We start from the raw sequence: 20726 nt of genomic DNA, 5'->3' as shown, positions 1-20726 counted from the left end.
CCTCATCCGTTTCCGGTTGCAACGCGTGAACCCCCGCCGCATGACCCGGTTCAAAGCGAGGCCAGGAGAGCGGTGATGAACAGCCATCTGCAGCATTATATCGACGGTCAATGGGTGGATAGCGACGGCGGCCGCCGCGCGGAGGTCATCAATCCCGCCACCGAGCAGCCGGTCACCGAGATCACGCTCGGCAGCGCCGCCGATGCCGACAAGGCGGTCGCCGCGGCGCGTCGCGCCTTCGAGACGTTCAGCCGGACCACGGTCGCCGAGCGCACCCAGCTGCTGGAGCGGGTGATCGAGGAGTACAAGGCGCGCATCCCCGATCTCGCCCAGGCGGTGAGCGAGGAGATGGGCGCGCCGATCGGCTTTGCGCAGGCAGCGCAGGTGCCTGCGGGCCTTGGCTATTTCATGACCACGTTGAAGGCGCTGGGCGAGTTCGAGTGGGAGGAGCGGATCGGCAAGGCGCGCGTCGTCCATGAGCCGATCGGCGTCGTGGCGATGATCACGCCGTGGAACTGGCCGCTCAACCAGATCTGCGCCAAGGTCGCCCCCGCGCTGGCGGCCGGCGACACGATGATCCTGAAGCCGTCGGAGGAATGTCCCTCCTGCGCGGTGATCCTGGCCGAGGTGCTCGACAAGGCGGGCGTGCCCGCGGGCGTGTTCAACCTGGTGAACGGCGACGGCCCCGGCGTCGGCGCGGCGCTGTCCGCGCACAAGGGCGTCGACATGGTCAGCTTCACCGGCTCTACCCGCGCCGGCGTCGCGGTGGCGCAGGCAGCGGCGCCCACCGTCAAGCGTGTCCACCAGGAACTGGGCGGCAAGGCGCCGAACCTGGTGCTGGAAGGCGCCGATCTCGGCCAGGTGCTTCCCCCCACCGTGCAGGGCGTGCTGGCGAACAGCGGCCAGAGCTGCATCGCGCCGACCCGCCTGCTCGTCCACGCCAGCCAGCTGGACGAGGCGACGCAGGTGGTGAAGGGCATCATGGAGTCCGCCCAGGTCGGCGATCCGGCGACGATGGGCCAGCATATCGGCCCGGTCGTCAACAAGGCGCAGTTCGACAAGATCCAGGAGCTGATCCAGTCCGCGATCGACGAGGGCGCGACGCTCGTCACCGGCGGCCCCGGCCGCCCCGATGGCCGCAACGCCGGCTATTACATCAAGCCGACGGTGCTCGCCGACGTGACGCCCGAGATGCGCATCTGGCGCGAGGAGACGTTCGGCCCGGTCGCGACGCTGACGCCTTATGCCGACGCCGAAGAGGCGGTGAGCCTCGCCAACGACACCGATTACGGCCTGTCCGCCACCATCTCGGGCGACCCCGCCGCGGCCGCCAAGGTCGCGCCGCGCCTGCGTGCCGGGCTGGTCTCGATCAACACATGGGGCGGCGGCGGCGGCACCCCGTTCGGCGGCTACAAGCAGTCGGGCAACGGCCGCGAAGGCGGCAAGTTCGGGCTGGTCGACTTCATGGAGGTGAAGACGATCGTCGGCGAGGCGGCGTGACGTTGCAGATACCTCCGGTCACGTGTATATACGCGTGACTACGGAGGCAGCATGAACGCGATCGTCAAGGGAAAGGTGTTCAGAAGCGGCAATAGCGCTGCGGTGCGGCTGCCGAAAGAGTTGGGGTTCGAGCCTGGAACGGAGGTCACGATCGAGAAGAGCGGTCTTGGCCTCACGATCAGGCCCGCAGTCGATCCGGAGGCGGCGCTGCGGAAAAACCAGGCGCTCGCCGCCGCTTTGCGCGCTGCATGGGCCGACGCGCCGTACCGGGAGGTTGGGACGCGCGAACCGTTTGAGGCGCCGGACCGTCCAGGGCTCATCTGATTGGCTTTCCTGATTGACACCAACGTCGCCATTCACCTGCGGGATGGCGATGAGCCCTTCGTTTCCTGGGCGGCCACACAAACGGAACCGATCAATCTCTCGTTGATATCGGTCGTAGAGTTACAAGCCGGTCTCGTGGCGTCGGAGCCGCTGCTGCGAAATCGCCTGCGCGGCTATGATGATCTCCTGAGCTTCGTGATGGTGCTCCCCCTCGATCGGCCGATCGTGGACACGTACGGCCGCATCATTCGCGCCGCCGGCTTCTCGCGCCCACGATTGCTCGACCGCCTCATCGCCGCCACGGCGATCGTTCACGAGCTGACGCTAGTCACGATTAACGGCTCCGACTTCCGCGATATTCCCGGCCTCAAGCTGGAAGTCTGGCCCGCGGCTCAGTAATCCCGCGACACCCGCAGGTTGCCGCTGGTCCGGCCCAGCGTCGAGATGCTGGAGAGCAGCGACAGCCAGCGCGTGACCTGGAACTCCACCTGGGTCGCCGAATAGCCCTGCCCGTCGGTCACGATCTCGGCGTAGAGCCGCCGCGTCACGTATTTGCCCGCCGCGATCGAGGTGCCCTGCCCGGTCTGCGGGTCCGCGGGCAGGATGCGCAGGCGGTCGAGCCCGGCGGCGCGGCGGATCGCGTTGATCGGGTTGAGGCCCCCGCCCCCGTTCTGCAGCGCCGCCACCGCCGCGGCGAGTTGCAGCGCCTCGGGCGCGGACAGGTTGGTGATCGAGGTGCCGAACAGCAGGCGGGACAGCAGCTCGTCCTCGGGCAGCGCGGGCACGCTGGTGAAGCTGATCTCCGGTTTCAGCCCCGTGCCGGTCACGCGGATGGTGGCCGACAGCCCGGTCGTGTCCGCGTCGGCGGCGATGTCGAGCGCGGGGTTGGCGGGCACCGCCCCGTCGAAGCGGATCACCCCGCGCTCCAGCTGGAACTCGCGCCCGGCAAACTCGTAATCGCCGCGGATCAGGGTGGCGCGGCCGCTGATCGCCGGGTTGTCGGGGGCGCCGCCGATCTGCAGGTCTGCCGACCATTCGCTCGACAGCCCCAGCCCGCTCACCAGCAGTCCGTTGGGCGCCCGCGCGCGCAGCGCCAGCGTCCACGCCGCGGGCGGCGCCTCGTCCTCCTCGCCGCCGCCGGGCAGGTTGATCTCGCGGACGTTGAGCTGCGGCGCGGCGCTCGCGGCGCTGGCCTGGCCGAGCCGGTAGCGGCTGCGGTCGAGCCTCACGTCGCCCGCGATGGTGCCGCCCTGCCCCTCCGAGCGAAACGTCAGCGCACCGGTGACGGTCGCGCCGATGTCGTCGCGGTTGATCATCACCGCATGCTCGGCCTGGAGCTTGAGATCGAGGCCGATCCCGTGCGCGGCGGCGAAGTCGAACTGCCCGGTCCCGCTCACCTTGCCGTCGCGCCCGGCCGTCGCGGCGAAGCGGTCGATCGCCAGCCGCGAGCCGCCGAACCGGCCGGTCGCGGCGACGTCGGTCAGCACCGTGCCGGTGGTCGCGCTCTCGATCCGCGCGCCCTGCGCCTGCACGCTGCCCCGGATGACCGGCTGGGCGAGCCGCCCGCTCACGTCCGCGCCGATCGCGACGGGGCCGGACAGGTCGAACAGCTCGACCCCGGTCAGCCGCCACAGCGTGTCGGCCGGCCCGGCATAGCGCAGCTGCGCGGCCAGCGGCGCATTGGCGAGCCGCGTCGCGAGATCGCCGCCCCCCAGCGGCGTCAGCAGCGCCTGCGCCCGCCCCACCGTCTTGCCGCCCGATGCGGCGACCGCGCGCATGCCGAGCCGGTCGGGCGTGAGCACGCCCGCCAGTCCGACATCGACCGGGCGCGAGGTGAGCACCAGCCCGGAGCGGGTCAGGCCGCGGATCGTCACGTTCAGCCGCCCGGTCGGGGCCGCGCCCATCGCCGAGGCGTAGCTCAGCGTGCCCGACGCGGTGCCGCCGAGGCCCAGGCCCGGATAGCCGATGTCGAGCACGGCGAGCGGCACGTCGGCCAGGCTCGCGTCGACGCTCATGCGGTTGCCGCCGAACGTGCCGCCGATCTGCGCCTGGCCGCCGGCGAAGGTGAGCCGGGTCGGGCCGAGCCGGTAGCCGTCGCCTTCCGGCGTCAGCCGGGCGGGTTCGAGCAGCCGGATCGGGCGACCGTCGAGCGTGCCGTCGGCGCTGATCGCGTCGCCGGCGGGGCTCACCTGCGCGACCGTGCGGATGTCGAACGCGCGACCGCGCGTGCCCGAGATCGCCGCGCGCACCTCGCCCGTCCCGTCGACCAGCCTGGCCGAGCCGCTGAACCGCGCCAGCCGCAGCCGCCCGCGCGCCAGCCCCGCGCCGGTCGCGCTCGCCTCCAGCCGCGTGCCCGCCGGATCGAGCAACGTCGTCAGGTCCAGATGGCCGCGTCGCAGCGTCGTCCCGCCGCCGCCGAGCCGCGCGCCGTCGGCGTCGAGATGCGTCTCGATCCGCTGGATGGCGCCGATCGGCCGGAACAGCAGCTCGCCGCCCAGCCCGCCGCCCGCCACGCCGAGCCGCCCCTGAAAACCGCCGGGCACGATCAGCAATTGGCCACTCGCCCGGGTCCCCATCACGTCGAGCGCGGCGACCATGATCGAGGCCTGACCGTCGCTCGGCAGCAGGATCGAGCCGCCGGTGACGAACGGCCCGAGCCGCGACTGCCCCGCCGCCCGGAACGCGAAGCCGGTCGGCATCGGGTCCAGGTGCGCGCTCACCTCGCGCAGCCCCAAGGTCTTGTTGAGCAGCGGCAAGCGCAGGTCGAGCGTCGGGTGGTCGATCTGGCCGTCGAGCACCAGCTGCACCGGGCCGTAGGTGACGTGTGTGCCGCTCCCTTCGAAATGGACCGTGCCGTCGCGCCGCCGATAGCCGTTGCCGGTCAGCTGCAGGCTCGGCGCGGTCAGCCGTAAGCCGTTGAAGTGGAGGACCGTGTCCGGCGTCCGCTCCAGCCCGGTCTCGATGTGCGGCAGCCCGCCCAGCAGCGAACGGAAGAACGCGTTGTCGAGCCGCACCATCTGCGCGGTGCCATGGCCGATCACGCGCGTGCCGTGGCCGCCCGCGCCAGGTGTCGCGTGCAGCTCCGATCGCACATCCACCACGCCCAGCCCGGGGATCAGATAGCGCCCGAGCACGCCGTTGAGGCCGATCTGGTAACGGCCGTTCTGAAGATCGACGAACAGCCCGACCTGCCCGGCCAGCTTGTCCGAGCGGAGCTGGAGATCGTCGCCCGTCACCTGCAACGCCGTCACGCGCAGCACGCCCGATACCGTGAGGCTGCGCAGGATGCCCCCCGCCACGTCGCCGATGCCGGTCACCCGCGTGGCGGTGAAGCGCACCGGCAGCCGCACCGGTGCGGGCGACAGCCGGCCCGAACCGGCCGCATGGGCGTTCTCGAAGCCGGTGGTATCGAAGGCGAAGCGGCGCGCGTCGAGGCGATAGTCGAACCGCGCGGTCGCGGTCGGGCCGTCCAGGATCGCGCGCAGCTCCATCGCGTCGGCGGTCATGTTGGGGAACAGGGCGGGCGGGCGGAGCAGCCGCAGCCGGACGCGGACGTCGCGATAGGCGCGCGCGGCCAGGTCCAGCCCGCCCGTGACGTTGGCCGCCAGCGCCGGCGTCCGCAGCGCCAGCGCGCCGCGCAGTTGCCGGTCGGCCAGCGTCGCGGTCCCGTCGACCAGCATCCGCGGCGCGGTCAGCCGCTGCAGCTTGCCGTGGAGCACGACCGAAGGCGCGAGCGCGCCGCTCAGCCGATACTGGCCGCCGGTCGCCGCGAGCTTCAGGTCGACGACCCGCGCCCCGCCCAGCGTGCCGACCGCCGCGCCCGTCCAGCGCGACCAGCTGCCCTGCCCGCCCACGTCCAGCGCCACCGGCGCGCGGAACCCCCCCAGCTGCGCGAGCGCGCCGGCGGCGGCTCCACGCGCCGTCACGCCCACGTCGAACCGGTCCCGGTCCGGTTCCGCGTCGAGCGTCAGTCGCAGCCGGTCGCTGCCCGCGACGATCGCCGCGAGATCGAGCAGCGCGCGCCCGCGCCGGATGTCCGCGCGGCCGCCGATCCGCGCCACCCGCGCGCTGCCCAGCACCGGCGCCGCGAGCAGCAGCCGGGCGACGCTCAGCCGGCCGACATGGATGTCGAACGCCGGCAGGATCGGCCCGCGCCGGCCGGTCTGGCGGGTGTGGGGCGCGTGGAACAGCGTCGCCTGCCCGATCGCCAGCCGCTCGACGTCGAGGCTGTTGGCGAACCAGCGCCACGGCCGCCAGCCCAGCTCGACCTGCGGCGCCTGGAACAGGAGCCCGTCGAGATCATAGACCCGCACGTCGCTCAGCCGCGCGTCGCCGTAGAGCGAGCCGTCGATCCGCCCGACCGCGAAGCGCAGCCCGGTGGCGGTCTTCACCCCGTCGATCCGCTCGGCGACCCAGCGATGGCCGAGATCGGTATCGACCAGCAGCAGCACCGCGGCGGCCAGCGCCAGCAGCGCCGCGACGCCGCCCGCCAGCCAGGCGAGCGCGCGCCTCAAAACGCCTGCCCCAGCGACACGTAGACGCCGACCCGCGTGTCGCCCTTTTGCGGGTTCAGCGGCGTGCCGACATCGACGCGGATCGGCCCGAAATTGGAATAATAGCGCACCCCCAGCCCCGCCCCGTAGCGCAGCCCCGAAAACTTGGGCAGGGGCGAGGTGTAGATGTTGCCGGCGTCGAGGAACGGCACCACGCCGAAACTGCCGAAGGCGTGGACGCGCGCCTCGATCGAGAACTCGGCCAGGCTCCGGCCGCCGATCGGATCGTTGTTGGGGTCGCGCGGCCCGATCGCCTGATAGCCATAGCCGCGCACCGAGGCGCCGCCGCCCGCGTAGAAGCGCCGCGACGGCGCGATCTGGTCGCGCGGCGCGCCCGCGATCGTGCCCAGCCGCGTGCGCCCCGCCAGCACCACGCCGCCGATCGGCTGGTAGGCGCTGGCGTCGAACTGCAGGCGCGCATAGCCGAACGCCGCGCCCTGCAGCGACAGCTCGGGGCTGACCCGCGCGCCGAGGCGGAAGCCGGTCGACGGGTTCAGCAGGTCGTTGGAGCCGTCATAGGTCAGGCTGGTCGGCAGCGCGCCGATGAAATAGGTCCGCCGTCGCGGCTGCCCGGTCGACACGATCACGTCCTGCTCGTCGGACGCCTCCAGCTCCGCGCCGAGCGACCAGGTCCAGGTCTTCTGGAAGAAGATGTTGGTCTGGCGCTCCAGCGCGCCCGAGATCGACAGCGTGCGCGCGTCATAGGCATCGCGCTGGGTGTGCGCGGCGGCGAGCTGCAGGGTCAGCAAGCGGTCGCGCTCGTGGAAGTCGGACCGGCGAAAGATCACCGAGCCGAGCTGCTCCTCGGTGCCCAGCACCGAGCGCAGCGTCAGCGCGCCCTCGGGCGGGAACAGGTTGCGGTGCGTCCAGTCGAGCTCCGCGCGCGCGCCCTCGCCGGTGCCGTAGCCGAGCTCGCCGGCGACGGTGTGGACCGGCGCGGGCTCGGTCTTCACCGCGATGTCCACCGTGCCCGGTGCCGCGCCCGGCACCGGCGTCACGTCGACGGACGAGACCAGGCTGGTCTGGATCAGCGCGCGGCGCAGGTCGTCGAGCGAGCCGGCGTCGTACGGGTCGCCCGGACCCCAGCGCGCGATCTCCTGGACATGATCGGGCGCGAACACCCGGTTGCCCGGCGCAGCGACGATCCGCCCGAAGTTCAGCGCCGCGCCGGGCTCGACGGTCATCGCCAGCGTCGCGGTCTTGGTCGCGTGGTCGACGACGACCTCCGGCTCGCCGACCCGCGCGAACGGAAAGCCCTGCCGCCCGACCGCGACCTTCAGCGCCGCCTCGCCCTTGCTGATCGCGTCGGCGTCGACTGGATCGTCCGGCTTGACCCCGAACGTCTCGGTCAGCCCCGCCGTCTTGCCGCCCGCCGCGCCCAGCCCCGCCAGCGTCACCCCGGCCAGGCGGTAGAGCGTGCCCGGCGTCGCCGCCAGCACCACCAGCGGCCGCGCGCCCGCCTCGACCCGCGTCGCGACCCGCGCGTCGTAATAGCCCGCGGCGCGCAGCAGCGAGCGCAGCAGCTCGGCATCGTCGCGCGCGCGGCGATCGAGCTGCGCGGCGTTGGCGGGCTGGCGATCGTGCGCGTTGAGCGCGGAGAGCTGGTCGAACCGCTGGCGCAGCACCGCCGAGCCGACGCCGTCCACGCCGTCGAGCCGCCACGTATAGCGGTGCTCGGCGGCCGCGTCGGCCTCGGCGGCGGCGACCGGCGTCGCGGGCGCGCCGGCCAGGTCCGGCCAGTCGACGCCGATGCCGGGCAATTCGGCCAGCGGCGCGGCGGGATCGAGCGGCGGCGGCTCCACCTGCGGCGCCGACGCGCTCGCAGGCGCGGGCACCGGCGCGATCTGGGCCGCGGCGGGCGGGGCGGACAGCGCGAGCAGGGACGCGGCGGCCGCCGGAGCGAGCCGCCCCATGCGGAACACCATGGCGTCCTCTAGCCGCCCCATGCGAGGCGCGACAGCCCCGCGCACCGCAACGCCGCATCGGCTCGTCGCCGTGGCCGCCGCGCAACACCGCTGGCTCGGCGGCGGGTTGAGCGAGGGGTGGCTCAATCTGAATTAGCTGCCTGTCGGCTATCGCCCAATAGCGGCCACCGGCGGTCGACGAGTACGCGACCCCTGCACGCAAGCCGTACCTGAGACTGCCACGCGGGCGATCGTGCTTCTTTGCTTCGTGACGGTAACGGCAGCTATGGGGACAAGCCCATCCTAGCATTTATCGCATGTGGCGTTCCGATCCGGAACTTAATGCTTTTGGTAAGAAAAGGCCGTCGCTTGGTCGTAAACGGCCTGTTAACGCCTGCGCTGGGGCGAGGCAATTGGATGCACGCCGTGTGGGGGTTTGAGTATGAAGATTGGCTTGGCGGCGCTTGCCGCGACGATGGTGGCTGGGTCAGCAAACGCGACAGTGATTACCGCGACTTACGACTTTACGTCGGTTTTCACATCTGGACCAAACTCTGCTATCAGTGGGTCCATCGGATTGACCTATGACACTACCAATTACAGTGGCACTGTCGCAGTGAACAACTTCACTTCAACCTTGGGCAGCGCCTACACGCCCGTCACGGCCAGCTATATTAATAATAGCAACAGCATCATCTTCGGTGACAAGTGCACTGGCGCTGTGTGCGACGTCAGTTCTGGCACGAGCCAGTTCTACAACGCTTTCTACTTTAACACGAGCGGAGACGTGACGTTTAGCATGTATCTGGTTTACTCGGCGCCAGGAACTAACAGCGTCTACTATTCAACATCGAATGTTGTAACGCGTCGTGCTGTTGTAGCTTCTCCGACTCCCGAGCCCGCCTCGTGGGCGATGATGATCGCTGGCTTCGGTCTGGTGGGGGTCGCGATGCGGCGGCGGGTGGCGCTGGCCTTCGCCTGACGGACCCGCATATGCCATTGATACGAAGTGGCAGCCTTGTTCCCGGCGTCGACCCGGAGGCGTTCCGCCTGCCGCCCGGCACCGCGCTGCGCTTCGAGCGACCAGCAGCGGAGCTGCGGGCGCTGATCCCGGCCTATGCGGTGCTCGACGCCGATCCAGCGGTCTGGACGGGGCCGGACGATTGGGTGCTGCCGGGGCGCGCACAGCTGTGGATCGTGCTCGCCAGCGGGCCCGTCAGCGCGCGCCTGCGTCGACGTGCGCCTATTGAGCTAGGTCGGGCGGTGGTGTTCGGCCCGACCACCAGCCCTATCCCTTTTGCCGGCAGCGGTGGCGTATCGGTAGCGTTAGATCTTACCCCCGCTGGCTGGGCACGGTTCAGCCGACGTCCGGCCGCCGAGCTGCGCGATCGGGTGGAGCCGGCGGATGACATGTTCGTCGAGGCCCTCGGGCGGGACTGGGTTACCGACCTTGTGGCGGCGCTGCACGCTTCGGATCAGGCAGAGCAAGTCGCGCCGCTGCTCGACGCCTTCTTCCTGGATCGGCTGCCGCCTGCACACGCTGACGAGGCAGACGCGGCAGCCGTGGCGACGGCGCTTGAGCGCGACGGCTTGTCCCTTGGTGATGCGTCAGCGCACCTAGGACTGTCGCGCTGCCGGGTTGGGCGGATGAGCGAACGCTATATCGGCCACGCGCCGGGCCTGGTGCGCCGGCGCGCTCGGCTGCTGCGCGTGCTCGTCCCGGCTCTCATGACGGACTCCGCGATGCCGGTCGTGCCGCCGGGCTACCATGACGCGCCGCACCTTGGCCGCGACGCGCGCGAGTTCCTGACTATGACTGCACGCCGCTTCTTGGCGCTGCCCATGCCCTACCTTCGTGCGGCGCTACGCGCGCGCACCGCGGTGATCGGTGCGCCGCTGGCTGTGCTCGACGGAGATCGCGGCGGATTCGTTTGAAGCCAACGCGCTGCGAAAGCGGACCTTCGGCTTCCCACCACACACGGACCTCGGCGGCCGCCGCCGCTGCGAATGTCGGCTATCGCCCAAAAGCGGACATTCCCCCTTAGAAGCAATCTCCCGTTGCACAGGCGGCGACTACGAAAAGGGTAATGACAACCGGGTAGAGCACGACTGGCGCGGTAAGGAGAAGCCACCACGCCCGGTGCCAACGTATTGCGACAAAGGTCAGCACCGCCCAGACGACCACCGCGATCCAGAACAGCCACGCTAAGCTACCGACCGCCATCTCCAGCCATCCATCCCGTAATTGCGTCTGCCAGAGAGGCAGAGCGACGGCGATGACAACCGGCAGCAACAGCCACGCGCGGCGGTTCCTAGTCGGCGATGTGTCCACATGGTGAGCCTTGCACGACGAGTGTCTGCTTTCCACCCATTGGCAGCCGTTCTCGCGACGCGCTCCTCATGAAGCCCATTGCTGGCGACGCTGGTGCCTCGCCAACGGACGTGGCAGAACCGCGGCTATGCCTCAGCCTCGCCCTTCCGCCGCCGGCGGCGTCCTGGTCGCGCTCGGCGCGACGGGGGGCGCGGCGATCGGCTTCGCGTTGCGGCAGCCGACGATCTGGTTCCTCGCCGGCCTGGCGCTGGGTGTCATCGCCGCCTTGCTGGTCTGGCGGCGGGATCGCTGATCCTCCCGGGACGGGGAAGATTTAGAGCCTCCGCATCTGCCAGACGGCGCGGCCGATCACCTGCACGTCGCCCGCCCCGACCGGCGGCGCATCGGGATTGTCGCTGGTCACCACATAACCGCGCGCGCCGCGTCGCACACGCTTCACCAGCAGCACCCCGTCGAGCCGCACCACATACACCCCGCCGCGCGCGTCCGGCGAGGACGACGCCTCGTCGACCAGCAACTCGTCGCCGTCCGCCAGCCCCGGCGCCATCGAATCGCCGCGCACGCGGATGATCGCGGCGCGGCCCCGCTGCAGCCCCAAGGCGCGCGCCAGCTCCGGTGGCACCGCGCTCGCGCCCAGCGCCGCCTCGTCATCGATCAGCGCGCCCGGCCCCGCCGACGCCGCCACGTCCAGCCGTGGCGCGCGCCATGCCGCGACCGTGGGCGGGCCACCCAGCGCCGCCTCGTCCACGCCGAAATAGTCGGCCAGCGCCCGCCGGTCCCGTTCGGTAAGCAGCTTGGGGGACCCGCGCGTGATCCATTGCTGGAGATAGGCATGGCTGCGGCCCAGCATCGCGGACAGCGCCGCCAGGCTGTCGCCCCGCTCGCCTGCCAGCGCCCGCAGTCGCTCCCGTGGATCGCCCGTCGCCATGCCCTCTCCTTATCATAGGATTTTTCCTATGGACATGTAGGAAATGTCCTCGGAACAGAACGGGAACAGAGTAGCCGGAGTCGGGGATGGCCTATGTCGTTGCTGGTCGAGATCGATCGTTATTGCCGGATGATGGGGATGCCCGTCACGAAGTTCGGCCGGCTTGCCGTCAAGGACCCGCGGCTGGTCCACGATCTGCGGCGGGGGCGGCAACCCGGCCCGCGGATGACGGATCGCGTCAAGGCCTTCATGGCGGACGCGCAGCCGTGAGCCGGACGCCACGCCTGCACCGGCAGTTGCTCCGCGCGCTGGCCCGCTCCGCCGCCGATGAAGGCTGCGCGGTCGAGCTGTCGCATGCGGGCGAGACGCCCTGGGCCACCGCCACCTTTACCGGCGCGCGCCACCGGCTGCACGCGGCCGCCGACGCCGCGCCGCTCGCCCACTGGCTCGCCATGCTGCCCGAAGCCGAGCTGCCGCTGGCCGGCTGGTTCGTCGCCAGCTGCGCCGCCGAGGTGGTGAGCGGCGAGGCGGTGATCGAGCTGCTGGTCCTCGAACAATGATTTGAGCCTGAAGATCATTTGAAGATAACGGAGCCGATGGCGATCCGCTGGACAGCCGCCCCTCCCGCCCCCTAGCGCGTCTCCGCACAAGGAGAGGCGCGATGGCCGGGATGGGCAGATTCGACTGGGCGGACCCGTTCCTGCTCGACGAGCAGCTGAGCGAGGAGGAGCGGCTGATCCGGGACACCGCGCGCGGCTATGCGCAGGATCGGCTGATGCCGCGCATCGTCGAGGCGTTCCAGCACGAGCATACCGACCCCGCCATCTTCCGCGAGATGGGCGAGCTGGGGCTGCTCGGACCGACGGTGCCGGAGGAATATGGCGGCGTCGGCGCGGGCTATGTCGCCTATGGCCTGGTCGCGCGCGAGGTGGAGCGGGTCGACTCCGGCTACCGCTCGATGATGAGTGTCCAGTCCAGCCTCGTGATGTATCCGATCTACGCCTATGGCTCGGAAGCGCAGAAGCGCCGCTACCTGCCCCGGCTCGCGTCCGGCGAATGGATCGGCTGCTTCGGGCTGACCGAGCCCGACGCCGGCTCCGACCCCGGCGGCATGACGACGCGCGCGACGAAGACTGACGGCGGCTACGTCGTCTCCGGCGCCAAGACGTGGATCAGCAACGCGCCGATCGCCGACGTCTTCGTGATCTGGGCGAAGACCGACGACGGCGTCATCCGCGGCTTCATCCTCGAAAAGGGCATGGACGGGCTGAGCGCGCCCAAGATCGAGGGCAAGCTGAGCCTGCGCGCCTCGATCACCGGCATGGTGATGATGGACGAGGTGGAGGTGGGCGAGGACGCGCTGCTGCCCGACGTGGCCGGGCTCAAGGGCCCGTTCGGCTGCCTCAACCGCGCGCGGTACGGGATCAGCTGGGGCAGCCTGGGCGCGGCCGAGTTCTGCTTCCATGCCGCGCGCGCCTATGGCCTCGACCGCAAGCAGTTCGGCACGCCGCTCGCCGGCCGCCAGCTGTTCCAGAAGAAGCTCGCCGACATGGAAACGGAGATCGCGCTCGGCCTGCAGGCCAGCTTGCGCGTCGGCCGGCTGATGGACGAGGGCAAGTTCGCGCCCGAGATGGTCAGCCTCATCAAGCGCAATAATGTTGGCAAGGCGCTCGACATCGCCCGGCACGCCCGCGACATGCACGGCGGCAATGGCATCGCCGGCGAGTATCACGTCATGCGCCACCTGATGAACCTGGAGACGGTCAACACCTATGAGGGCGCGCACGATGTCCACGCGCTGATCCTCGGCCGCGCGATCACGGGGCTGAGCGCGTTCTGACGACAGCCCTCTCCCGCTTTCGCGACGCGGACAGGACGAGCACAGGACCACGTTGACGTCAGCGGGTAGGGAGCCCAGATTAGGCCATGGCCTCGAAAAGCTTTACCGTGTCCAAGGACAGCCGAACGCGCTCGGGCGGCGTCTTTCGCGAGGTGTCCAGCTCGGGCCACACGACCAAGGTGATGAGCTCTGAGGCCTATGGCAAAGCGTCGGCGCGCGCGAACAAGTCGCTTGCCGCCAGCGCGCTGACGCAGAAGGGTCAGAAGACGTAGCTGCGCCGGTGCCGCACAATCCCATCTTCACCAAGCTGGTCGTCGAGGGCGATGACAAGCTGCTCGGCATGGTCGCCTATGCGATTTACAAGACGTCCAAGCGTGAATGGATCCAATCCTTCAACGCAGAGCGAGGCCGCGATCCAGAACCGGCGGAGCTGGCGGCCTATGCGGCCACATGGACGCCGCAGCTGATCCAGAACGCGACGGATGCGGCGACCTCCGCCCTGGCGGAATACGCATCGGGCGCGATTGACGAAGCCCGCCCCGCCATCCTGAAGGATGCGCTCAAGGGCAATGCCGTTCGGTCCATCCTCCTCAACATGCTGTCGGCATTGCTCTACACGCTGGCGCTGATCGCCATCGTGCTGGTCCTGAAGAAGTCGGGCGTCGATCTTCTGTCGATCAGCGCATCCTGAACGGCGGTGACGACCACGAACACTCCCCTCACCGGCCTCAAGGTCATCGAGCTCGCCCGCATCCTCGCCGGCCCGTGGGCGGGGCAGGTGCTCGCCGATCTCGGCGCCGAGGTGATCAAGGTCGAGAGCCCGGCCGGCGACGACACCCGCACCTGGGGCCCGCCGTTCGTCCGTGACCCGGACGGCAGCGAGAGCGCCGGCTATTACCACGCCTGCAATCGCGGCAAGCGGTCGGTCGTCGCCGATTTCACCACCGCCGAAGGCCAGGCGGCGGTGCGCGCGCTGGTCGCCGACGCCGACGTGCTGATCGAGAACTTCAAGGTCGGCGGCCTCGCCAAATACGGGCTCGACTATCCCAGCCTGGCCGCGCTCAACCCGCGCCTGGTTTATTGCTCGATCACCGGGTTCGGTCAGGACGGGCCGTATGCGGGCCGCGCCGGCTACGACTATATCGTCCAGGGCATGAGCGGCATCATGGACCTGACCGGCGAGCCGGACGGGCAGCCGCAGAAGATCGGCGTCGCCTTCGCCGACATCATGACCGGCCTCTACGGCGTCATCGCCATTCAGGCGGCGCTGACCATGCGCGAACGCACCGGACGCGGCCAGCACATCGACATGGCGCTGCTCGACACGATGACGGGGGTGCTCGCCAATCAGGCGATGAACTGGTTCCTGTCGGGCGTCACGCCGCCACGCGTCGGCAACGCGCACATGAACGTCTCGCCCTACGCCGTCTTCCCCACCGCCGACGGCTGGTTCATCCTGGCGGTCGGCAATGACGGCCAGTTCCGCCGCTTCTGCGCGGCGACGGGGCTGGAGGCGCGGCCGGAATGGGCGACAAACCCGGGCCGGATCGAGCATCGCGGCGCGCTGTTCGCCGCGATCGAGGCGCTGACCCGGCTGCGTCATCGCGACGAGCTGCTCCGCGCGCTGGAGGCCGCGGGCGTGCCGGCCGGCCCGATCAACACCGTGGCGCAGGCGTTCGACGACCCGCAGGTGATCGCGCGCGGCATGCGCATCGAGGTGACGCGCGAGGACGGCGCGACGCTGCCGGGCCTGCGCACCCCGATCCGCTTCTCCGAGGCCGATCTGGCGCTCGGGAAGGCGTCGCCGCTGCTCGGCTCCGGCTGACCCATCACCCCCGGTCTTGTGCCGGGGTCCACCGTCGCCCAAGCTGCAAGCGTCGGTCCTCATGTCCGACGTGGATGCCGGGACCGGCCCGGCATGACGGATGGAGCAAGCCTTGGCCGACGCCCCCCTCACCGGCTTGCGCATCGTCGAGCTCGCCGGCATCGGCCCCGGCCCGTTCTGCGGCATGATGCTGGCGGACCATGGCGCGGAGGTGATCCGCATCGATCGCGGCGCCGGCGCCGGGATGACGAGCGACGCGCACGACCCGCTCCTCCGTTCGCGCCGATCGATCGCACTCGACCTCAAACAGCCCGAGGCGGTCGCGGCGGTGCGCCGCATTGTGCGGGGGAGCGACGGACTGATCGAGGGCTTCCGCCCCGGCGTCGCCGAGCGGCTGGGGCTCGGCCCCGACCTGCTGCTCGCCGACCATCCGCGCCTGGTCTACGGCCGCATGACCGGCTGGGGCCAGACCGGGCCGATGGCGCAGGAGCCCGGGCACGACATCAACTATCTCGCGATCTCCGGCACGCTGCACGCCTTCGGCCGCGCGGGCGAGAAGCCGACGCCGCCGATCAACATGGTCGCGGACTTCGGCGGCGGCGGCATGCTGCTCGCCTTCGGCATGCTCGCCGCGCTGCTCCACGCGCAACGCACCGGCGAGGGGCAGGTGGTGGACGCCGCGATGACGGACGGCTCGGCCTTGCTGATGAGCATGATCTGGGGGTTCCGCGCGGCGGGCCGCTGGTCGACCGAACGGGGAACCAACCTGCTCGACACCGGCGCGCATTTCTACGACACCTACGAGACCGCGGACGGCAAATGGGTCTCGCTCGGCGCGATCGAGCCGCAATTCTATGCCGAGCTCCGGCGGGTGATGGCGCTGGCCGATGCGGGCTGGGATCGGCAGATGGACCCGCGCGCCTGGGGCGAGCTGAAGACGGAGCTGACGCGCCGTTTCCGCGAGCGCACGCGCGACGAATGGATCGCGGCCTTTGCCGGCCATCAGGTCTGCTTCGCGCCGGTGCTCGATTTCGAGGAGGCGCTGGCCGACCCGCACAACCGTGCCCGCGCCACGTTCGTCGCGGCCGGCGGCGTCGCCCAGCCCGCGCCCGCGCCGCGCTACTCCGCCAGCGGCACCGTGGCGCCCGCCATGGCCGGCGCGCGCGAGGACGCGGCGGTGCTGCGCGACCTGGGGTTCGCCGAGGCGGAGATCGCCGCGCTCGGGCACGGCGCATGACCCGCTTCACCGTCAACAACCAGCCGGTCGAGTACCGGCTCGACCCGGCGACGCCGCTGCTCGCGGCCCTGCGCGATGCCTCCAATCTGACCGGCGCGAAATATGGCTGCGGCACCGGCGATTGCGGCGCGTGCATCGTCGATGTCGACGGTGCCGCGCTGCCCGCGTGCCGCGTGAAGATCGGCGCGATCGAGGGCAGTTACGTGACGACCATCGAGGGCCTGTCGCGCGAGCGCAACCACCCGCTCCAGCTCGCCTTCCTCGCCGCGCAGGTCCCGCAATGCGGCTTCTGCATCCCCGGCATGATCATGCAGGCATCGGTGCTGCTGCGAAAGAACCCGCATCCGGGCGAGGCGGAGATCAGGCAGGCGATCACCGTGCTGTGCCGCTGCGGCGTCTACCCCCGCGTGGTCGAGGCGGTCGCCCGCGCGGCGCGCGCGCTGCGCGGCGAGGAGGTGATCCCCGCCGGCTTCCGCCCCGGCATCGACCCCGCCGACTCCGCCCGGCAGGTGCCGGCGCTGGTGCCGCCGCGGCCTTAGGCCTCATCGAACCGGAAAACCGCCCGTCATTCTGCGAAGACGGCGTCCATAGACGTTGGCAGCCGATGCGGCGATAATGGATGCCCGCCTGCGCGGGGATGACGAAGGGTGGGAGACAGCCGAGTTTAGTCGGCCGCCTGCCATCTCGCCAGCGCCTCGGCATAGCCTCGCTCCGCTTGCAGCCGCGCCTTCTCCAGCCTCTCGATCGTCGCCGCGTGATCCGCCCGCGCCCGCTCCCGGCGTCGGCGCAGCTCCGCCTCCTCGGCCGCCAGCGCCTTGTCTTCCGCGCTTTGTCGCGCTTCGGCGTCGGCCAGCGCCTGCTCGGCGGCGTCGAGCGCGTCGCGCCTGGGCCGCGGCGGCTTCGCCCGCGGCCGGCGAGCGGTCGGCTCGGTGGGCTTGGCCGCCTTCGGTCTCGGGCGGTCCGGCGGCAACGCCGCGAGCTGCTCCGCCGCCGAGCCGCGCGAGCGGCGGATCACCTCGCCCGGATGCGCCAGCGGCTCGGCGGCGAGCGCGGGATCGTCGACCACTTCCGCCATGCCGCGGGCGAACAGGTCGGCGTCGCTGCCCCAGGCCTGCAGCGCCGCCTTCCGGCTGGGCGCGGCGACATAGGCGTCGTGAAAGCCGATCGGCGTGCGATAGACCTTCAGTTTCGCCACTAGAGCGCGCGGGCCGCGGCCAGCACCGCCTCCGCATGCCCGGGCACCTTCACCTTGCGCCAGGCATGCGCGAGCCGCCCGTCCGCGCCGAACAGGAAGGTCGCGCGCTCGACGCCCATATAGGTGCGCCCGTACATCTGCTTCTCGCCCCAGACGCCGAACGCGTCCGACGCCGCGCCGCTCTCATCGCTGCCGAGCCGGACGGTCAGGTTGCGTTTCGCCGCGAATTTGGCGAGCGCCGCGGGCGGGTCCTTGCTGATCCCGATCACCGCCACGCCGGCGGCCGCGAACCGGTCGGCCAGCGCGGTGAAGTCCTCCGCCTCGCGCGTGCAGCCGGGCGTGTCGGCCTTGGGATAGAAGTATACAACCGCCGGATGACCCGCCAGCGCGGGGAGCGCCTGCGCGCTCCCGTCCGCCAGCGTCACCGTCACGTCAGGCAGCGCCGTTCCCGTTTCCATCGCCCGTCACCTCGCGCCAATAACGCTCCACCTCCTGCCGCGTGGCGGCAAGGCTGGCAACCACCGCCGCCCAGTCCGGCAACCCCAGCGCCCGCGCGACCAGCGTCGCGGTGCCCGGGTCGGGCGCGGCGGCATCGGGCGCGACCAGCCGCAGCGTGACGAGCAGGCCGGTGAGCAGATCGTGGGCGTCCCTCAGCGCCGGAGCGGCGAGCCCGGCTGCGACCAGCGCATCGACCGCCCGGTCGAGCCGCGGCGTGAACGCGGTGCGCCGCGTCAGCTGCGCGACATGCACCGCGAACTCCAGGTCGACCAGCCCGCCCGGCAGCAGCTTGGCATCGAACGGGCCTTGCGGCGGCTTGTGCGCGGCCATCTCCGCCCGCATCGCGGCCGCATCCGCGACGATGTCGCGCACCGGCCGGTCGCCCGCGAGCACGCCGTCGATCACCGCCTGCGTCGCCGCCCGCGCCGACGGCGAGCCGAACATCGGGCGGGCGCGGGTGAGCGCCATGTGTTCCCAGGTCCACGCCTCCTCGCGCTGATAGCGGGCGAAACTGTCGAGACTGACGGCGAGCGGCCCGTGCGCGCCCGACGGCCGCAGCCGCGTATCGACGGGGTAGAGCGGCCCCGCCGCGGTCGGCACCGACAGCGCCGCCGTCACCCGCTGCGCCAGCCGGTTGTAGTAGAGCGTCGCCCCCAGCGGCTTGGGGCCATCCGACTCGGCCCGGAAATCGCCGGTGAACAGGTAGACGAGGTCGAGATCCGAGGCGTGCGTCAGCGCGCCGCCGCCCAACCGGCCGAGGCCGAGGATAACCAGCTCGCTGTCCGGCACCCGGCCGTGCGCACGCGCGAACTCGGCCACCGCCGCTTCCGCCAGGACCTCGAGCGTTGCCTCAGCGATGCGTGAGTAGCCGCCCGCCACCGCCAGCGGGTCCGCGGCGCCCGCCACGATCTGCACCCCCGATGCGAAGCGAAGCTCGCCGACGACGCGGCGGACATGATCGAGCCGGCTGCCGTAATCGTGGACATCGCCCGCGCGCAGCAGCGCCGTCAGCGCCTCGACATCTCCGACCGGCGCGAGCGCGGAGGCATCGATCAGCCCGTCGAGCAGCGCCGGCCGCCGCCCGAGCTCCTCGGCGAGCGGCGGCGCGTGGCTCAGCACCTGCGTTAGCAGCAGCGCGAGGCCGGGGCGCGCCTGCAGCAGCCGGAGGAAATTGACCGCGCTCGACAGCCGCTCCAGCAGCCGGTCGAAGCGCAGCAGCGCCTTGTCCGGCTCCGGCGCGGCGGCAAAGGCGGGCAGCAGGATCGGCAGCACCGCCTCCAACGCCGCCTGGGCGGGGGCGCTGCGCAGCGCCGGATAGGTGGCCGCGCGCCACTGCGCCACGCGCTGCGCCCCCGTCTCGCCCAGGCGGCCGAGCAGATCGAGCGATGCGCCCGCAGGCGCGCCGTCATCGAGCGCGTCGTAGCGGCGCGCCGTCGCGGCCACGTGCGGCCTAAGCATGGCCAGCAGCGCCGCGCCGTCGGTCAGACCATGCAGGCGCGCGACGCCGTCGAGCGCGGCGCCGCTCGGCAAGGTGTGCGTCTGCCGATCGTCGACCATCTGCAGCCGGTGCTCGATCGTCCGCAGCGCCGTATAGGCCTCGGTCAGGGACGCGGCCTCGTCCGCGCCGATCCGCCCCGCCGCCGCGAGCGCCGCCAGCGCATCGCGCGTCGCCGGCGCGCGCAGGCTCGGGTCGCGGCCGCCATGGATCAGCTGTTGCACCTGCGCGAAGAACTCCACCTCGCGGATGCCGCCGCGCCCGCGCTTCAGGTCATAGCCGGGGCCGAACGCCTGGCCGCCGGCATAATGGTCCCGGATCCGGTGCGTCAGGGCCCGGATCTCGCCGATCGCGCCGAAATCGAGCGCGCGCCGCCACACGAACGGGCGCACCGCCGCCAGGAAGCGCCGCCCGAGCGCCAGATCGCCCGCCGCCGCGCGCGCGCGGATGAACGCCGCGCGTTCCCAGGGCAGCGCCTGGCTTTCGTAATGACCGATCGCGGCATCGACCGGCAGCGCGATCGGCGTGACCTCCGGCGAAGGCCGCAGCCGCAGGTCGACACGCAGCACGTAGCCGTCGGCGTCGCGGGCCTGCAGGAGCTCGACGACGCGCCGGGCGATCCGCACGGCCGCGTCCGCCGGTTCCTCGCGCGCACGGCGCGGCAGCGTGGAGGGATCGTAGAGCAGGATCGGATCGATGTCGGACGAATAGTTCAGCTCGCCCGAGCCCTGCTTGCCGAGCGCGATCGCGGTGAAGCCCCGCAGCTCGGCGTCGGGGGTGCGCTCGAAAATGGCCGCCGCGATCGCCTCGTCGAGCGCCCCGTCGGCGAAGCGGGTCAGCGCGCCGGTCACGGCGGTCAGGTCCATCAGCCCGGCCAGATCGCCTAGCGCCACCGTCAATGCGAGCGCGCGTCGTCGTCGCCTCAGCCGCACGGTGATCGGCTGATCGGCGGCGATCTCCGCCAGGTCGAGGGTCAGCGCGCCTGCCTCACAGGCCGAAGCGATCGCCGGCTCGCGTTGCAGCGCCGACGCCAGAAAGGGAGAATGGGCGCGCGCCCGAGCGATCGCGTCGGCGAGACGATCGCCCGCCAGCATG

The 20726-nt window shown here is 71.3% G+C and carries 20 protein-coding genes; 14 read left to right on the top strand and 6 right to left on the bottom strand.

Annotated elements, in window-relative coordinates:
• Positions 1-75: 75 nt before the first annotated feature.
• Genes ACFE64_RS04610 through ACFE64_RS04600 form a run of 3 tightly spaced genes read left to right on the top strand, consistent with a single transcriptional unit; the run spans position 76 to position 2223 of the window.
• Entirely contained in the window at positions 76-1500 is a 1425-nt protein-coding gene (locus ACFE64_RS04610) for an aldehyde dehydrogenase family protein (RefSeq protein WP_375391283.1), read from the top strand.
• Positions 1501-1551: 51 nt separating this feature from the next.
• Complete coding sequence (locus tag ACFE64_RS04605) at positions 1552-1824, top strand: antitoxin (protein WP_375391282.1); 273 nt, start codon at positions 1552-1554, stop codon at positions 1822-1824.
• Positions 1825-2223 (top strand): PIN domain-containing protein, encoded by a 399-nt coding sequence (locus ACFE64_RS04600; protein WP_375391281.1) that lies wholly within the window; start codon positions 1825-1827, stop codon positions 2221-2223.
• Here the strand turns inward: ACFE64_RS04600 and ACFE64_RS04595 are convergent.
• The gene (locus ACFE64_RS04595; RefSeq protein WP_375391280.1) at positions 2217-6338 is read right to left on the bottom strand and encodes a translocation/assembly module TamB domain-containing protein; all 4122 of its coding nucleotides are present in this window, start codon (positions 6336-6338) and stop codon (positions 2217-2219) included. The two genes, ACFE64_RS04600 and ACFE64_RS04595, sit on opposite strands and share 7 nt — an antisense overlap.
• Positions 6335-8302 (bottom strand): autotransporter assembly complex family protein, encoded by a 1968-nt coding sequence (locus ACFE64_RS04590; RefSeq protein WP_375391301.1) that lies wholly within the window; start codon positions 8300-8302, stop codon positions 6335-6337. The genes ACFE64_RS04595 and ACFE64_RS04590 overlap by 4 nt, the downstream gene beginning before the upstream one ends.
• A gap of 433 nt (positions 8303-8735) precedes the next feature.
• Here ACFE64_RS04590 and ACFE64_RS04585 point away from each other — a divergent pair, with 433 nt between their 5' ends.
• The 3 genes from ACFE64_RS04585 (at position 8736) to ACFE64_RS04575 (ending at position 10905) form a co-directional block, all read left to right on the top strand.
• Entirely contained in the window at positions 8736-9263 is a 528-nt protein-coding gene (locus tag ACFE64_RS04585) for a PEPxxWA-CTERM sorting domain-containing protein (RefSeq protein ID WP_375391279.1), read from the top strand.
• A 140-nt stretch (positions 9264-9403) separates the two neighbouring features.
• Positions 9404-10216: a hypothetical protein gene (locus ACFE64_RS04580; protein WP_375391278.1), complete on the top strand. Its 813-nt coding sequence runs from the start codon at positions 9404-9406 to the stop codon at positions 10214-10216.
• A 524-nt stretch (positions 10217-10740) separates the two neighbouring features.
• On the top strand, positions 10741-10905 hold the full coding sequence (locus ACFE64_RS04575; RefSeq protein WP_375391277.1) for a hypothetical protein: 165 nt from the start codon (positions 10741-10743) through the stop codon (positions 10903-10905).
• A gap of 21 nt (positions 10906-10926) precedes the next feature.
• On the opposite strand, the gene ACFE64_RS04570 is transcribed toward ACFE64_RS04575, so the two are convergent.
• Positions 10927-11541, bottom strand: coding sequence for a helix-turn-helix transcriptional regulator (locus tag ACFE64_RS04570; protein WP_375391276.1), 615 nt, complete (start codon positions 11539-11541; stop codon positions 10927-10929).
• 93 nt (positions 11542-11634) lie between these two features.
• Between ACFE64_RS04570 and ACFE64_RS04565 the strand changes: the two genes are divergently transcribed.
• The 8 genes from ACFE64_RS04565 (at position 11635) to ACFE64_RS04530 (ending at position 16982) form a co-directional block, all read left to right on the top strand.
• A complete protein-coding gene (locus ACFE64_RS04565) occupies positions 11635-11811 on the top strand; it encodes a hypothetical protein (protein WP_375391275.1) in 177 nt (58 codons plus the stop codon).
• Positions 11808-12101, top strand: coding sequence for a hypothetical protein (locus ACFE64_RS04560; protein ID WP_375391274.1), 294 nt, complete (start codon positions 11808-11810; stop codon positions 12099-12101). Before ACFE64_RS04565 ends, ACFE64_RS04560 begins: the two co-directional genes overlap by 4 nt.
• Before the next feature lie 101 nt (positions 12102-12202).
• Positions 12203-13381 (top strand): acyl-CoA dehydrogenase, encoded by a 1179-nt coding sequence (locus ACFE64_RS04555; protein WP_375391273.1) that lies wholly within the window; start codon positions 12203-12205, stop codon positions 13379-13381.
• Positions 13382-13467: 86 nt separating this feature from the next.
• On the top strand, positions 13468-13653 hold the full coding sequence (locus tag ACFE64_RS04550; RefSeq protein ID WP_375391272.1) for a hypothetical protein: 186 nt from the start codon (positions 13468-13470) through the stop codon (positions 13651-13653).
• Positions 13654-13661: 8 nt separating this feature from the next.
• Entirely contained in the window at positions 13662-14072 is a 411-nt protein-coding gene (locus tag ACFE64_RS04545; RefSeq protein ID WP_375391271.1) for a hypothetical protein, read from the top strand.
• Positions 14073-14078: 6 nt separating this feature from the next.
• Complete coding sequence (locus tag ACFE64_RS04540; protein ID WP_375391270.1) at positions 14079-15206, top strand: CaiB/BaiF CoA transferase family protein; 1128 nt, start codon at positions 14079-14081, stop codon at positions 15204-15206.
• A gap of 112 nt (positions 15207-15318) precedes the next feature.
• Positions 15319-16443, top strand: coding sequence for a CaiB/BaiF CoA transferase family protein (locus tag ACFE64_RS04535; protein ID WP_375391269.1), 1125 nt, complete (start codon positions 15319-15321; stop codon positions 16441-16443).
• Positions 16440-16982 (top strand): (2Fe-2S)-binding protein, encoded by a 543-nt coding sequence (locus ACFE64_RS04530; protein WP_375391268.1) that lies wholly within the window; start codon positions 16440-16442, stop codon positions 16980-16982. Before ACFE64_RS04535 ends, ACFE64_RS04530 begins: the two co-directional genes overlap by 4 nt.
• Before the next feature lie 125 nt (positions 16983-17107).
• Here the strand turns inward: ACFE64_RS04530 and ACFE64_RS04525 are convergent, their stop codons facing one another.
• Genes ACFE64_RS04525 through ACFE64_RS04515 form a run of 3 tightly spaced genes read right to left on the bottom strand, consistent with a single transcriptional unit; the run spans position 17108 to position 20725 of the window.
• Entirely contained in the window at positions 17108-17638 is a 531-nt protein-coding gene (locus ACFE64_RS04525) for a hypothetical protein (RefSeq protein WP_375391267.1), read from the bottom strand.
• Positions 17638-18096, bottom strand: a complete 459-nt coding sequence (locus ACFE64_RS04520) for a peroxiredoxin (protein WP_375391266.1) — start codon at positions 18094-18096, stop codon at positions 17638-17640. Before ACFE64_RS04520 ends, ACFE64_RS04525 begins: the two co-directional genes overlap by 1 nt.
• A complete protein-coding gene (locus ACFE64_RS04515) occupies positions 18071-20725 on the bottom strand; it encodes a bifunctional [glutamine synthetase] adenylyltransferase/[glutamine synthetase]-adenylyl-L-tyrosine phosphorylase (protein ID WP_375391265.1) in 2655 nt (884 codons plus the stop codon). The genes ACFE64_RS04520 and ACFE64_RS04515 overlap by 26 nt, the downstream gene beginning before the upstream one ends.
• Position 20726: the final 1 nt, after the last annotated feature.

This window comes from uncultured Sphingomonas sp. (assembly GCF_964250165.1).
Taxonomy (GTDB): domain Bacteria; phylum Pseudomonadota; class Alphaproteobacteria; order Sphingomonadales; family Sphingomonadaceae; genus Sphingomonas.
This window is presented reverse-complemented; position numbering and strand designations above follow the sequence as displayed.

Excerpts from the sequence above, each read along its gene's own strand:
- ACFE64_RS04610 (WP_375391283.1), top strand. The coding sequence starts at position 76 with ATGAACAGCCATCTGCAGCATTATATCGACGGTCAATGGGTGGATAGC.
- ACFE64_RS04605 (WP_375391282.1), top strand. The coding sequence starts at position 1,552 with ATGAACGCGATCGTCAAGGGAAAGGTGTTCAGAAGCGGCAATAGCGCT.
- ACFE64_RS04590 (WP_375391301.1), bottom strand. The coding sequence starts at position 8,302 with ATGGTGTTCCGCATGGGGCGGCTCGCTCCGGCGGCCGCCGCGTCCCTG.
- ACFE64_RS04575 (WP_375391277.1), top strand. The coding sequence starts at position 10,741 with ATGCCTCAGCCTCGCCCTTCCGCCGCCGGCGGCGTCCTGGTCGCGCTC.
- ACFE64_RS04570 (WP_375391276.1), bottom strand. The coding sequence starts at position 11,541 with ATGGCGACGGGCGATCCACGGGAGCGACTGCGGGCGCTGGCAGGCGAG.
- ACFE64_RS04565 (WP_375391275.1), top strand. The coding sequence starts at position 11,635 with ATGTCGTTGCTGGTCGAGATCGATCGTTATTGCCGGATGATGGGGATG.
- ACFE64_RS04555 (WP_375391273.1), top strand. The coding sequence starts at position 12,203 with ATGGCCGGGATGGGCAGATTCGACTGGGCGGACCCGTTCCTGCTCGAC.
- ACFE64_RS04550 (WP_375391272.1), top strand. The coding sequence starts at position 13,468 with ATGGCCTCGAAAAGCTTTACCGTGTCCAAGGACAGCCGAACGCGCTCG.
- ACFE64_RS04530 (WP_375391268.1), top strand. The coding sequence starts at position 16,440 with ATGACCCGCTTCACCGTCAACAACCAGCCGGTCGAGTACCGGCTCGAC.
- ACFE64_RS04520 (WP_375391266.1), bottom strand. The coding sequence starts at position 18,096 with ATGGAAACGGGAACGGCGCTGCCTGACGTGACGGTGACGCTGGCGGAC.
- ACFE64_RS04515 (WP_375391265.1), bottom strand. The coding sequence starts at position 20,725 with ATGCTGGCGGGCGATCGTCTCGCCGACGCGATCGCTCGGGCGCGCGCC.